The sequence below is a fragment of the Nocardia implantans genome (genome assembly GCF_035544775.1).
Taxonomy (GTDB): domain Bacteria; phylum Actinomycetota; class Actinomycetes; order Mycobacteriales; family Mycobacteriaceae; genus Nocardia; species Nocardia implantans.
Window position 1 is genome coordinate 172,823 of record NZ_JAYKYQ010000002.1, and the last position, 12,431, is coordinate 185,253.

The 12,431-nt window shown below is 69.1% G+C and carries 12 protein-coding genes and 1 tRNA gene; 6 read left to right on the forward strand and 7 right to left on the reverse strand.

Annotated features, from left to right (window positions below; translation table 11 throughout):
* Window positions 1-85 precede the first annotated feature (85 nt).
* Window positions 86-406 carry a hypothetical protein gene (locus U3653_RS05070; RefSeq protein ID WP_195077456.1) on the forward strand — a complete coding sequence of 107 codons (321 nt, stop codon included), beginning with the start codon at window positions 86-88 and terminating at the stop codon, window positions 404-406.
* Window positions 407-451: 45 nt separating this feature from the next.
* Here U3653_RS05070 and U3653_RS05075 read toward each other — a convergent pair whose 3' ends face one another.
* The 3 genes from U3653_RS05075 to lpqS form a co-directional block, all read right to left on the reverse strand.
* The gene (locus U3653_RS05075) at window positions 452-1,690 is read right to left on the reverse strand and encodes an MFS transporter (RefSeq protein WP_195077457.1); all 1,239 of its coding nucleotides are present in this window, start codon (window positions 1,688-1,690) and stop codon (window positions 452-454) included.
* Window positions 1,687-2,739: a PLP-dependent cysteine synthase family protein gene (locus U3653_RS05080; RefSeq protein ID WP_323123957.1), complete on the reverse strand. Its 1,053-nt coding sequence runs from the start codon at window positions 2,737-2,739 to the stop codon at window positions 1,687-1,689. Before U3653_RS05080 ends, U3653_RS05075 begins: the two co-directional genes overlap by 4 nt.
* A gap of 223 nt (window positions 2,740-2,962) precedes the next feature.
* Window positions 2,963-3,379, reverse strand: a complete 417-nt coding sequence (gene lpqS, locus U3653_RS05085) for a putative copper homeostasis (lipo)protein LpqS (protein WP_195077459.1) — start codon at window positions 3,377-3,379, stop codon at window positions 2,963-2,965.
* A 228-nt stretch (window positions 3,380-3,607) separates the two neighbouring features.
* Between lpqS and U3653_RS05090 the strand changes: the two genes are divergently transcribed.
* A complete protein-coding gene (locus U3653_RS05090) occupies window positions 3,608-4,291 on the forward strand; it encodes a DUF4389 domain-containing protein (RefSeq protein WP_195077460.1) in 684 nt (227 codons plus the stop codon).
* Between the two features lie 25 nt (window positions 4,292-4,316).
* On the opposite strand, the gene U3653_RS05095 is transcribed toward U3653_RS05090, so the two are convergent.
* Genes U3653_RS05095 through U3653_RS05105 form a run of 3 tightly spaced genes read right to left on the reverse strand, consistent with a single transcriptional unit; the run spans window position 4,317 to window position 6,899 of the window.
* Complete coding sequence (locus U3653_RS05095) at window positions 4,317-5,312, reverse strand: ABC transporter ATP-binding protein (RefSeq protein WP_195077461.1); 996 nt, start codon at window positions 5,310-5,312, stop codon at window positions 4,317-4,319.
* Window positions 5,309-6,133 (reverse strand): ABC transporter permease, encoded by an 825-nt coding sequence (locus U3653_RS05100; RefSeq protein WP_195077462.1) that lies wholly within the window; start codon window positions 6,131-6,133, stop codon window positions 5,309-5,311. Before U3653_RS05100 ends, U3653_RS05095 begins: the two co-directional genes overlap by 4 nt.
* Window positions 6,126-6,899, reverse strand: coding sequence for an ABC transporter permease (locus tag U3653_RS05105; protein ID WP_323123931.1), 774 nt, complete (start codon window positions 6,897-6,899; stop codon window positions 6,126-6,128). The genes U3653_RS05100 and U3653_RS05105 overlap by 8 nt, the downstream gene beginning before the upstream one ends.
* Window positions 6,900-7,126: 227 nt before the next feature.
* On the opposite strand from U3653_RS05105, the gene ectB reads away from it, so the two are divergent.
* Together ectB and U3653_RS05115 are read left to right on the forward strand one after the other, a co-directional pair.
* Window positions 7,127-8,383 carry a diaminobutyrate--2-oxoglutarate transaminase gene (ectB, locus tag U3653_RS05110; protein ID WP_195077463.1) on the forward strand — a complete coding sequence of 419 codons (1,257 nt, stop codon included), beginning with the start codon at window positions 7,127-7,129 and terminating at the stop codon, window positions 8,381-8,383.
* A gap of 146 nt (window positions 8,384-8,529) precedes the next feature.
* Entirely contained in the window at window positions 8,530-8,928 is a 399-nt protein-coding gene (locus tag U3653_RS05115) for a group I truncated hemoglobin (protein WP_195077901.1), read from the forward strand.
* Window positions 8,929-9,159: 231 nt separating this feature from the next.
* On the opposite strand, the gene U3653_RS05120 is transcribed toward U3653_RS05115, so the two are convergent.
* Window positions 9,160-9,233: transfer RNA gene (locus U3653_RS05120), tRNA-Arg, on the reverse strand.
* A 198-nt stretch (window positions 9,234-9,431) separates the two neighbouring features.
* Here U3653_RS05120 and U3653_RS05125 point away from each other — a divergent pair.
* Both U3653_RS05125 and U3653_RS05130 read left to right on the forward strand, forming a co-directional pair.
* Complete coding sequence (locus tag U3653_RS05125) at window positions 9,432-11,465, forward strand: bifunctional copper resistance protein CopD/cytochrome c oxidase assembly protein (protein WP_195077464.1); 2,034 nt, start codon at window positions 9,432-9,434, stop codon at window positions 11,463-11,465.
* The gene (locus tag U3653_RS05130) at window positions 11,462-12,430 is read left to right on the forward strand and encodes a serine/threonine dehydratase (protein WP_323123930.1); all 969 of its coding nucleotides are present in this window, start codon (window positions 11,462-11,464) and stop codon (window positions 12,428-12,430) included. Before U3653_RS05125 ends, U3653_RS05130 begins: the two co-directional genes overlap by 4 nt.
* Window position 12,431: the final 1 nt, after the last annotated feature.

Genomic DNA, 12,431 nt, shown 5'->3' on the forward strand with positions numbered 1-12,431 from the left:
TTCTCGGAATTGCCGAGCGTATGAGCGGCAACCGATTCGGCGCGAGCGCTGCGCGCCGGTGCGCGATCGGCTAGCCTCGGTATTCGTGCCCGCCTACGTGTCATCGCCGGAGCTGACATTCGGCTTCATGTTCGCGCTGGAAGACCCTGAGCGAATCGCGGAGGTCGTGCGTAACCTGATCGTCCGCAAGACCGTCTCGGTGTTCCGGCTCGCCCGGCTGTCCGACGACGACGGTCCGCCGGAGCGCTACGTGGTCAACTGGGCGGTCATCCCGCAGATCTCGATCACCACCGCCGCGCCGGACGAGGAGGAGCTGCGCACCACCCGCACCATGCTGGTCAACGCCTTTCTCAGTGAGGACGGCGAGGTCAGCCTGTATTCGGCGCAGGCGAGCGGACCGGCCTGAGGCCGGCCGACCCGGATGACGCGCGTCCGGGACGGCCGGAGGCGTTCAGCCGATCGGGACGGGCGCGTCGAGCCGTCCGGACCGGGCGAGCGCGAACAGCCCCGCCGCCGCGACGGCGCCGACGGCGACGAGCGCGGCCCACGACAGTGCACTCATTCCGGCTTCCCTGGTGCGGTCCAGCAGCGTTCCGATGCCGAGATTCCCGAGCAGGATGCCGACGCCGACAATGGTGTTGTACAGGCCGTAGTGGGTCGCCACCAGGCGGTTGCCCGACAGCGCGACCACGGTGTCCATCTCGAACGGAAACACCGCTGCCGCACCGATTCCCAGGACGGCGGCGGTCACCAGCAGTGCGCCGATCGCGGGCCACACACCGATACCGGTGCCGGGGATCAACACCAGCGGAACGAACGCGGACGCGAGTATCGCCATGCCGATCGCGAGGCTGTGCGCGCGGCCCCATCGCCGACCGAACCAGCGGGTGATGCGCAGTTGCCCGGCGATCGCGATCAACCCCGACAGCACGAACACCGCCGTCATCAGCATCGTCGCCGAGTCGGCCGCGATCCGCGCGGCGTGCACGGGTAACGCCAGATAGACCTGGAAGGCGAGGACCGAGGAACTGATCATCGCCCCCGCGAACAGCAGGAACGGGCGGTTGGCCAGCACCACGCGCCAATCGTCCAGCACCGAGGTGGTTTTCGGCTCCGCCCGGTGTTGCGGGAGCGCGCGTAACTGGGCCACGGTCAGCACGCCGAACACCACGGCGGCGCCCGTGGCGGTCGCGCGGAAGTCGACGGCCATCAGCGCGAGCCCCGCGATCGGTCCGAACAGGATGCCGGCCTGGTAGAAGACGTTGAACACGGCGAACGCCTCCACCCGGCGCTCACCCGAGTCCGCGGCCAGATACGCGCGGACCGCGGGGTTGAACAGCGCGCCCGCGAAGCCGGTCGCGGCCGAGGCCACCAGCAGCGCCGGCAGCGTGTCGGCGACCGCGAGCAGCGCGAAACCGGCCGTGCGCAACAGACATCCGGCCACGATGAGCGGTTTGTAGCCGAGCCGGTCGGCCAGCGTGCCGCCGACGAGGAACATGCCCTGCTGGGCGAAGTTGCGGATGCCGAGGACCAGCCCCACCGCCCACGCGGCGAGTCCGAGCGAGGCGGCCAGGTAACCGGCCAGGTAGGGCATCAGCATGTAGAAACCGGTGTTGATGGCGAACTGATTGACCATCAGCATGCGGCTGGGCCGGTTGAAGCCGCGGAAGGTGGTGATCAGGCCGGTCATCGCGTCCGCTCCTTCCCGGCGGCGCCACGGGGATCGACGACCGTCGTGCATCGGGTCCACGAGACCGCGACGGCCTCGCCGGGATGCGCGATACGCCGCGGTGCGGCGGGCGGTGCGACGCCGAGCAGGCCGTGCTCGCGGCAGTAGTCGTCGTTGTACACGGTGTCGAAGTAGCGCAGCGGACCGTCGGGGAAGACCGCGGCGATCCGCGTGGCCGGATCGCCGGTGCGGGCCAGCCAGCCCGCGACCAGGGCGACCGCGCCGACGCTCCAGCCGCCGCTGGCGTGGTGGGTCGCCGCGAGCCTGCGGCAGGCCCACACCGCCTCCGCGGGCGCGACCCAGTGGACCTCGTCGAACGCCGAATAGTCGACGTTGTCCGGATGGATACTCGAACCCAGCCCGCGCATCAGCCGCGGTCCCGCGGGCTGTCCGAAGATCGTGGACGCCACGGTGTCGACGCCGACCAAGCGCAGGTGCGGAAAGTACCGGCGCAGCGTGCGCGTGATACCCGCGGAATGGCCGCCCGTGCCGACCGAACAGACCAGGACGTCGATCCGTCCCAGCTGGGCGACCAGCTCGAGCGCAAGGGACTGGTAGGCGTCGCTGTTGTCGGGGTTGCGGTACTGGTCCGGGCACCACGCCCGAGGTTCGCGCGCCAGCAGTTCGGCGACGCGGTCGCGGCGCGCCTGCTGCCAGCCTCCGGTCGGGTGCGGCTCGGTGACCAGTTCCACCCGCGCGCCGTAGGCCGCGAGCATGCGGTGCATGAGCGGCTCCATCCCGGGATCGGTGACCAGCGTGACCGGGTGGCGGTACACCATGCCGGCCAGCGCCAGGCCCGAACCGAGCGTGCCGCTGGTGGATTCGATGATCGGTGCGCCCGGTGCGAGGTCACCGCGCGCGATGGCGCGCTCGACCATGTGCAGCGCGGGCCGGTCCTTCATCCCGCCGGGGTTGGCGCCCTCCAGTTTGGCCCAGAAGCCGCGGCCGTCCGGTCGCGTCGCGCCGTCGAGCGGTTCGGTGATCCAGAGCACCGGCGTGTTACCCACCATGGTGGCCGGACGCGGACAGCGCTGGGCCGCCGTCAGGAGACTCGCCGGGCTGGCGAGCGGCAACGTCTCGCCTGGAGCCGGATCGGGCACAGCCGGGTTCTGCAGCGCAGAAGTCATGAGGAATCGTCGATTCTGTGCGGTCGCCGTGCGGCGACGGTGTGAGTGCGGGACTTCGCACGAACACCGGCCGGGCCCCGGCAGGCTCCGGCCTGACGCTGACCGATCAGTTCCGATCGATGCCGAATCGAGTGAGTCTGTCTCTGCCCGGATATACCGGGAGGGTCGCGACCGGGGGCGCGCGCACACCGCCCGCGAGCGCGGACACGGGCCTCATGAGCAACACCGACACGGACGCGAGCAGCAACAACAGCAGCAGCGAGACAGCGCGCGGCAGGGCGGCGAGTACCCCATCGGCCGGCACGTGCGGGTCCGGCTCGGCGACGTGCTGATGCCGGTCGGCGAGGATCGCCGGGGAGACGGTGGAGACCATGACCGGCCCGGCGGCTTCGATGTGGGCGTGCGAGGCGACGACGTGGCCGAAGACATGGCACTGGGGCACCGCCATGGCGACCACCCAGACGGTGTACGCGAGTACCACGATCACCCGGATCACCGGTAGTCGCAGCGCGCCGAACGTCACGCCTTCCGATGGTACAAGTCCGTCCGCACCGGGATCGGCGGGTGGGAACGACGATGCGAGTGATATCCGCTGCGGCGCAACGCGGGTCGTTCGCCGAAGACCGTCGTGCACCCCGATTCGTTGGCGTGTCGGTATCAGATGGTGCCGTTCGCGGGCAGCCGGATACGCGACAATCAGGACACCTACTGGTTGTGGCATGGATCACAGCAACCATAAGGAGCGTTGCTCATGGAACTCGAGAAGCCCGCCGCGCCGTCCAGCCCGATTCGTGTTCGAGGCGATCTGGACCCCGCGTTGTCCCGGTGGCTGTGGCTGGTCAAATGGCTACTGGCGATTCCGCACTACGTTGTGCTGTTCTTCCTGCACATCGCGTACGCGGTGCTCACGGTCGTCGCCTTCGTCGCCATCCTGGTCACCGGCAGGTATCCGCGGCGGCTGTTCGACTTCAACGTCGGCGTCATGCGCTGGGGATGGCGGGTGACCTTCTACGCGCTCTCGGTACTCGGCACCGACAAGTACCCGCCGTTCAGCCTGCAACCGAACGCGGAGTACCCGGCCGACTTGGAGATCGACTATCCGGAGACGTTGCACCGCGGCTTGGTGCTGGTGAAGTGGTGGTTGCTCGCCATTCCGCACTATCTGATCGTCGGCGCGGTGGTCAGCGGCGGCATCGCGGTCGCGGGGAGCGATGGTGACGACTGGGGCGGCGCTTCGATCTCGTTGCTGAGCATCCTGCTGATCGTCGCGGTGATCGCGCTGCTGTTCTCGGCGCGCTACCCCCAGGGGCTCTACGACTTCGTGATGGGCGTCAACCGCTGGATCATTCGGGTGCAGGCCTACGCCAGCCTGATGCGGGACGAGTACCCGCCCTTCCGGCTCGACCAAGGCGCTCGCGAGTCCGACCGAACCTGATCGCCACCGAATCCGCCCGCCGAGGTCAGCGGGCGGATTCGTATATCCGCCTGACCACGTCCTCGATCTCGGGTTCTTCGATCGACAGGTCCCGCACTTCGGCGCGGTCGGACACCGCGGCCAGCAATTGCGCGGCCGTGATCCGCTCCGGATCGAAGGCCAGCCGCTGCCGCATGCCGTCGCCTTCGCTGCCGAGCAGCTGGGCCGAGGGCAGATCGTCGAGGTCGGGCGCAGGTTCGGCCAGATCGACCACCAGCACGCGGCGCGCTCCGACGGTGGCCGCCAAGCCGGCCAGCGACCCGTCGTACACCAAACGGCCGTGGTCGACGACGAGCACACGCTCGCAGAGTCTCTCGATGTCGCCCATGTCGTGTGTGGTGAGCAGGAGCGTGGTGCCACGCTCGGCCCGCTCGGCGCGCAGGAATTCGCGCAACCGCTGTTTGGACAGCACGTCCAGGCCGATCGTCGGCTCGTCCAGGATCACCAGCTCGGGTGAATGCAGCAGTGCGGCGGCGACTTCCGCGCGCATGCGCTGGCCCAGCGAGAGTTGGCGCACGGGTGTGTCGAGTGTGTCGGCCATTTCCAGCTGCTCGATCAGTTCGTGCGCGCGCTCGCGCGCGGCGGCGGGCTCCAGCCGGTGGATCGCGGCGAGTATCGAGAACGATTCGCGCAGCGGCAGATCCCACCACAGCTGAGAGCGCTGGCCGAACACGACGCCGATCCGCCCGGCCAGTTCGCGTCGCTGCCGCACCGGGTCCAGCCCGCAGGTGCGCACGGCGCCGGAGGTGGGGACCAGGATGCCGGTGAGCATTTTGATCGTGGTGGACTTGCCCGCACCGTTGGCGCCGATGTAGCCGACGGCGGCGCCCCGCTCGATCCGGACGGTCATCCCGTCGACCGCGGTGAGCGTCTCGCGGCGCCTGCGCCAGCGGCGGCCGTCCTTGCGATACAGAGTGAATTGCCTCGTGAGGCCCTCCATCTCGATGATCGGCTCCTGGCTGCCGAACCGGTCGGTGCTCATCCGCCGCCTCCCTGGTAGTGCCGAGTGCCCGATCGCCACAAACCCAGCGCCAGCAGCCAGACCCACAGCGCCGCCACCGGCGTGAGCCAGGCCAGCCAGGTGGGCAGCAGCGGCGGCCCTGGCAGGTCGAGCAGCGCGAGGGTGGGCAGGTAGGCGGTGAACGAGACCGGGATCGCGAACCCGAACAGCAGTCGCATGGGTGTGGGGAACACCGAGGCGGGTTGCGTCGCGGCGAACGAGCCGCCGTAGGTGAAACTGTTGGTGAGCTCGGAACCGTCGATCAGATAGAACTGCAATCCCGCCGCGCAGACGAATACCCCACCGAACAGCGCGATACCTCCGACGAGCGTAAGTGTCAGCAGCGCGGTGGTTTCCGGGGTCCAGGCGATGTCGTTGCGCGCCGCACCGGCCGCGAGCGCGACGATCGAGACCGAGGCGCGCGCGAACCGGCGCAGGGAGATGTCGCTGGTGATCAGTTGCAGCAGCAGCGGTTGCGGTCGCAGGTGGTATGCGTCGAGCTGGCCCATCCTGATCAGCACCGGCAGCGTGTCGAGATGGCCGAACAGCACTTGGGACAGCGCGAAACTCGTGTTGCTCAGACCGAACAACAGCAGCGCGGCGTCCAGGTCGAGCCCGCCGAGGACACGCGCGGTGCGGAAGATCAGCCACACTTCGGCCAATTCGACCAAGCCGACCAGGAACGCGCTCAAAAGCTCACTGGCGAAGGACAATCGGTAACTGCGCTGCGCCCGGATCCTGGAGCGCAGAACTGCGACATACGGCGTCGACCACGATCCGGAGCGCGCGGTGGCGTCAACCACCCTGCACCTCCAGCCTGCGGCGACCCGCGATCAGCAGCACGCGCCCCGCGATCGCGGTCACCAGCACCCAGAACACCTGGACGCCGACGACCGACAGCGCCTCCGCGCCGGTGAGCCGCCCCGAGAGCACGTCGATCGGGGATTGCAGCATCGACGGAAAGGGACTGGCCGCCGCGATGGCGCCCAGCCACGACGGGAACATGTGCACCGGCACGAACAGGCCGGCAAGGAACGTGCCGCCGGTGTAGTACAGCACCCGGATGCCACGGGTCTCCACGACCCAGAAGCCGATCAGCACCACGAGGAACCGGCACAGGAACGAAACCACCACGGCGAGCAGGATGCTCACCGCTCCGAGCAGGTAGGGACCCGGCGTGACCGGCATCGCCAGCCCGAAGGTGAGCGTGCCCACCAGCACGCTCGGCACTCCGCGTGGGAGGAAGGTGCAGGCCGCGCGCCCGAGATCGTCAGCGAGATAACCGCATTGGATATCGACCGGGCGCAGGAAATCGATCGCGATGTCGCCGTTCTTCACCCGATCGTCCAGTGGCCCCAGCGGCCCCATGAACTGCAGCGCGCCGAGCAGACCCTGGGAGAGCCACACGTAGGCGCCGATGCTGCCCCGGTCGTATCCGCCGAAGTCGCCCGCGGCGTCCACCGCCGCGGCGAGGACGGCCGCGCGGACGAACCCGAACACACAGTTGGTGAACAGCCCCGCGAACATGGCCATCTTGTATTGCCACTGTCTGCGGAATCCGGCGCCCACGAGCGATGCGTAAAGGGCGACGGCGCTGCGAAATCGTTCCTCGACGGCACGCTGTCCGCCCCCCTCCGGTCTGCCGCGCACAAGGAGTCGACTCTACCGGCCCCGCTCGGCCCGGGAAAGGCTTCGACGCGGTTTCGGGGAAAAGGCCACATCGGGATGCCACCGATGTTAGAAACACTCTCACTTCAGATTGTGGAGCGCTCGCGCACGACGAGTAAGGAACGCCGATGACCGTCGCCGAGATGACCGTTTTCGAGGCACTCGAATCGAACGTGCGCGGGTACTGTCGCTGCTGGCCCGCCGTCTTCGACACCGCCAGCGGCGCGTGGTTGCGCGACGAGACCGGCAAGGAGTACCTGGATTTCTTCGCCGGGGCGGGTTCGCTCAACTACGGTCACAACAATCCCGTGCTCAAGCGGGCATTGCTGGACTACATCGCCGGGGACGGCATCACGCACGGGCTGGACATGTCGACCATCGCCAAGCGGCGGTTGCTGGAAGCGTTGCGGGACACCGTCTTCACCCCGCGCGGACTGGACTGGAAAGTCCAGTTCCCCGGGCCGACCGGAGCCAACGCGGTCGAGGCAGCGTTGAAGCTGGCGCGCAAGGTGACCGGGCGGCAGACGGTGCTGAGCTTCACCAACGCTTTCCACGGGATGTCGCTGGGCGCGCTGGCGGTCACCGGGAACGCCGCCAAGCGGTCGGGCGCCGGGGTGCCGCTCGGGTATGCGCTGCCGATGCCCTATGACGGGTATCTCGGTGGCGCCGACGATCTGCTGTGGATGCGTAAGGCGCTGGACGACCCGTCGTCGGGATTGGACAAGCCCGCGGCGGTGATCGTGGAGACGGTGCAGGGTGAAGGCGGCATCAATGTGGCCAGGGCGGAGTGGTTGCGTGGGCTGGCCGAGCTGTGTGCGGCCCGCGGCATCCTGTTGATCGTCGACGACGTGCAGATGGGCTGCGGGCGTACGGGGCCGTTCTTCTCCTTCGAGGCCGCGGGGATCACGCCCGATATCGTGACGTTGTCGAAGTCGATCGGCGGCTACGGTCTGCCTATGGCGTTGGTGCTGCTGCGGCCGGAACTCGATCAGTGGGCGCCGGGAGAGCACAACGGCACATTCCGAGGCAACAACGCGGCGTTCGTCACCGGGCGTGTCGCGCTGGAGCACTATTGGTCGGATTCCGCACTGGAACTCGCGACCGTGGCCAAGGGGGAGCGGATCGCGCAGGCGCTGCGTGCGGTCGTCTCGGCCTTCCCCGGCGTCTCGACACGGGGACGGGGCCTGGTGCACGGCGTCGTGTTCGAGGACACCTCGCTGGCGGAGAAGGTCGGCCGGGCCGCTTTCGATCGGGGCTTGCTGGTGGAGACGTCCGGTTCGATGGACGAGGTGATCAAGTTGATGCCGCCCCTGACGATCGCCGACGACGAGATCGACCACGGCATCGAGCTACTGACGGCAGCGATGGAAGCGGTTTGCCGGTAGAGATTTTCGGGCGTGTTGCGGAAGTATCTCAGCCCGGCCGAAGTGTCGGTGAGGGGCGAGTAATCGCGCCGCGACGAAGGCAAACGAGTCGCGACATCGTACTAATCCGGACGCAACAGTCCGCTGGTGTCCTGGTAGCCATGCGAATGCCCTCCTGGCTCGGGAAGAGCAAGACAACCAGCAGCATCTACGACAAGATCGGCGGTCACGAGGCGCTCGAGATCGTCGTGGAGGATTTCTATACCCGCGTGCTCGCCGACGACGAGCTGGCGGGCTTCTTCACCGGCACGAACATGTCGCGGTTGAAGGGAAAACAGGTCGAGTTCTTCGCCGCCGCTCTGGGCGGGCCCATCCCGTACACCGGCGCTCCGATGAAGCAGGTCCACCAGGGCCGTGGCATCACCATGCACCACTTCGGCCTGGTGGCGGGTCATCTGGAGGCGTCGCTCACCGCCGCCGGGGTGCCCGCCGATCTGGTTGCCGAGATCCTGGGCGCGATCGCACCGCTGGCCGACGACATCACCTCGTCGCCCGCGAAGATTTGACGGCCGTCCCGCCGGGCGCCGAGCGCTGGCCTCGATCGCGCCGAGACCGGCAGACGCGGGGTGGCCACGCCCGCAACCGGCTCGCAAGTTTCGCGACGACTTCGGCGGGATCCGTGCGGCACGCGCCGTCCGGAGCACATACGGGCGAAAGTTTCGCGTGTTTGAGCCTCGCGCGTCCTGGGTAATAGGACTGGAGACCCACAGCTATAGCTGCGGGTCTCCAGTGTGCTGCGCCCCCGGCAGGAATCGAACCTGCGACCTAGGGATTAGAAGGCCCTTGCTCTATCCAACTGAGCTACGGAGGCAGCGGGTTCTACGATGGCCGACATTGGCCGTGCTGTCCAGCGAGTCGATTATAGCGACCGTCCAGGTGACCGGAATCTCAGCGTTAGCAACGTTTCAGCCATTCCGAGACAGTAGGTGACGCGCCCGTGGTGACGGGCCAAGGATATCGGTACAAACCCGGCCGGGCCACGGAATACTCGCCGACTACGCTCAGTCGTATGTCGTCCGCCCCCACCTCGTCCGCCGCTCCCCGAGCCGAGGCCGCTCGCTCCGGGGCGACGTTCGCGACGATCACCGCGCTGGCCGGCGCCATCGCGGCCGTGGTCGCGGCGCTGGTGGTGGGGTTGTCGGCGGCGCAGGCACTGAGCCTGCTCGGCATCCCCGACCCCGGTGTCCCGACCACCTACGGCCTGCCCGCGGTCCGGGCGCTCGCCGATCTGTCGGCCGCGCTGACGGTCGGCTCGCTGTTGTTCGCGGCCTTCCTGGTACCGCCGCAGCCGAACGGGCTGCTGGACGTCGATGGGTATCGCGCGGTGCGCAGGGCGTCGAATTTCGCGGTGGTCTGGGCGTGCTGCGCGGCGCTGCTGGTGCCGCTGACGGTGTCGGATACCACCGGACGGCCGGTGACCGACGTCCTGCGGCCGCAGGAGCTGTGGCATGCCATCGCCCGGATCGAACTGGCCGGAGCCTGGCGGACGACCGTCGTCTTCGCCCTGATCGTCGCGGTGGGCTGCCGGCTCGCGTTGCGCTGGGGCTGGACTCCGGTCCTGCTGGGGGGCGCGATCGCCACCATGATGCCGCTGGCGTTGACCGGCCATTCGTCCTCGGGCGGGTCGCACGACGTGGCGACCAACAGCCTGATCCTGCACCTGATCGGGTCGGCCGTCTGGGTGGGCGGTCTGTTCGCGGTGCTGGCGCACGCCCTGCGCGGCGGGGCGCACACCGATGTGGCGGCGCGCCGCTTCTCGCTGACCGCCACCGTCGCGTTCGCCGTGATCGCGGTCAGCGGCGTGATCAACTCCTGGGTCCGCGTGCCGCTGGACGAGCTGTTCTCCAGCACCTACGGCAGGCTGGTGCTGGCCAAGGCCGCCGCGCTGATGGTGTTGGGGGTGTTCGGCTATCTGCAGCGCCGCGCGGCGCTGCCCGCCTTGGCCGCCGATCCCGGCGACCGGTCGGCCCTGGTGCGGTACGCGGGCGTCGAGGTGCTGATCTTCGCCGCGACCATCGGCCTCGCGGTCGGGCTCGGCCGCACGCCGCCGCCCCCGCCGGACTCCGTGCCGACCCCCGTCGAGGTGGAGTTGGGCTACGACCTGGCCGGACCGCCCAGTTTCGCCCGCCTGGTGTTGGACTGGCGGTTCGATCTGATCTTCGGAACGCTGTCCGTCGTGCTCGCGGTGCTGTACCTGCTCGGCGTGCGGCGGCTGCGAGCGCGGGGCGACGCGTGGCCGGCCGGGCGGACGGTCGCCTGGCTGTCCGGTTGCGCGGTGCTGCTCGTCACCACCTCCTCCGGCGTCGGCCGGTACTCGCCCGCCATGTTCAGCGTGCATATGGGAGCGCATATGGCGCTGTCCATGCTCGCGCCGATCCTGTTGGCTCTCGGTGGCGCGGTGACGCTGGCGCTGCGGGCGCTGCCCCCGGCGGGCCGCGGTGGCGTGCCCGGTCCGCGGGAGTGGCTGCTTGCCGCGGTGCACAACCCGGTGTCGCGGTTCCTGACCCACCCCATTGTGGCCTCGGCGATCTTCGTCGGCGGCTTCTACGCGCTATACCTGGGCGGCATCTTCGACGCCTACGCCGACTCGCACGCGGCACACCTGCTGATGAACGTGCACTTCCTGCTCAGCGGTTACCTGTTCTACTGGGTGGTGATCGGCATCGATCCCAAGCCGAGGCAGGTGGAGCCGCTGACCAAGCTCGCCATGGTGTTCGGCTCGCTGCCGTTCCACGCGTTCTTCGGCATCGCGCTGATGAGCACGACCACGGTGCTCGGCGGCTGGTTCTACCGCGGCCTCGGCCTGGGCTGGCACGGCGATCTGCTCGGCGATCAGCGCACCGGCGGTAGCCTCGCGTGGGCCAGCGGCGAGGTCCCCCTGGTGGTGGTGATGCTGGCGTTGCTGATCCAATGGTCGCGCAGCGACCAGCGGCTCGCGCAGCGCACCGATCGAGCCGCCGAACGCGACAACGACGCCGCACTCGCCGCACACAACGCGATGTTCGCCGAACTGGCCAAGCGGGATGGAGAAGTGCGTAAGTGAGTGAACGCGCCACCACGGTCCAGCCACACAGACCGGTCGGGCGGGTGGAACGGTCGGACGTGCGATCCGCACGCAGGCGGCTGGCCGGGCAGATCCGCAAGACACCGGTCTTCCACACCTCCATCGCGAGCCCGTCCGGCCCCGTGCCGGTGACGATGAAGCTCGAGCACCTGCAGCACGGCGGGACGTTCAAAGTGCGCGGCAGCCTCAACGCGCTGCTCGAGTCGGGCGCGGGCGTCGATGAGGTGGTGATCGCCTCCGGCGGTAACGCCGGTATCGCGGCGGCGCTGGCCGCCGCGCGGCTCGGCAAGTCCTGCACGGTCGTCGTCCCGGAGACGGCGCCGCACACCAAGGTCGCCGCGATGTGGTCGCACGGCGCCGAGGTGCTCTGGCACGGCACCTCCTACGCCGAGGCCTTGCGGCACGCGACGGAGCTGGCCACCGAACGCGGCGCGCTGCTGCTGCACGGCTACGACCTGCCCGCGGTGGTCGCAGGCATCGGCGTGGTCGGGCTCGAACTCGAAGAGCAGGTCCGCGGCAGGCCGCCGGTGCTGGCCGCGGTGGGCGGCGGCGGGCTGGTCGCCGGGATCGCGGCCGCGGTCGGGCGCCGTCAGCGGGTGATCGGTGTGGAGCCCGACGGCGCCGCGATCCTGCGCGCTGCGTTGGGCGCGGAGCGTCCGGTGGACATCGTCGGGTCCGGAATCACCGTCGACTCGCTCGGCCCGACGCGGATCGGTGACATCGCACTAGACCTCGCCCGCCGCCACGGCGTGCGGTCGCTGCTGGTCAGCGACGACGCGATCAGCGCGGCGCGGGAGTATCTGTGGCGCGAGTTCCGCATCCTGGTCGAAGTGTCCGGAGCCACGGCGCTGGCCGCCGTGCACAGCGGCGCCTATGTGCCCGCTCCGGACGAGCGGCCGGTGATCGTCCTCTGCGGCGCCAATACCGACGTGGCGGTGTTCTGAC